Genomic DNA, 425 nt, shown 5'->3' on the forward strand with positions numbered 1-425 from the left:
GTGATATTGATAACAATGTACACCCTGCAAATACAACCCGGGTGATCAATGCGCTGATAAAAGCGAACAAGCGTTTTGATTATCTAATGTTGCCGGGACAGCGACACGCTTATGGCGACATGCAGGAATACTTTTTTTGGACACTTGCAGACTATTACAGCAAATGGCTGCTCGGCGATTTTTCACAACCGGTAGATATCGAGCAGATGAACCGTGAATTAGAACTGGGTGCCCCCGTTCGCAGATGAACTGCCGTTTTTTATTTGCGATTGCCGGATGTTTCTTACGCTTTTACAACAGGTAGGTAAATTTCTTTCACGCAAATCGGCTTTTACATTTAACGAAGCTGTATGACCTTCTACCGGTAAGGTATGGGGCCAGAACTGCCATGGCACACAAAGGTTAAGCATGCAATCTGTAAAGGG

At 44.7% G+C, this 425-nt stretch carries 1 protein-coding gene; it reads left to right on the forward strand.

Annotated features, from left to right (window positions below):
• Positions 1-248 (forward strand): S9 family peptidase (locus I6F37_RS41315; protein ID WP_225154568.1); only part of this gene is annotated, 248 nt, incomplete at its 5' end.
• Positions 249-425 lie beyond the last annotated feature (177 nt).

This window comes from Bradyrhizobium sp. NBAIM08, from assembly GCF_020193935.1.
Lineage (GTDB): Bacteria > Pseudomonadota > Alphaproteobacteria > Rhizobiales > Xanthobacteraceae > Bradyrhizobium > Bradyrhizobium yuanmingense.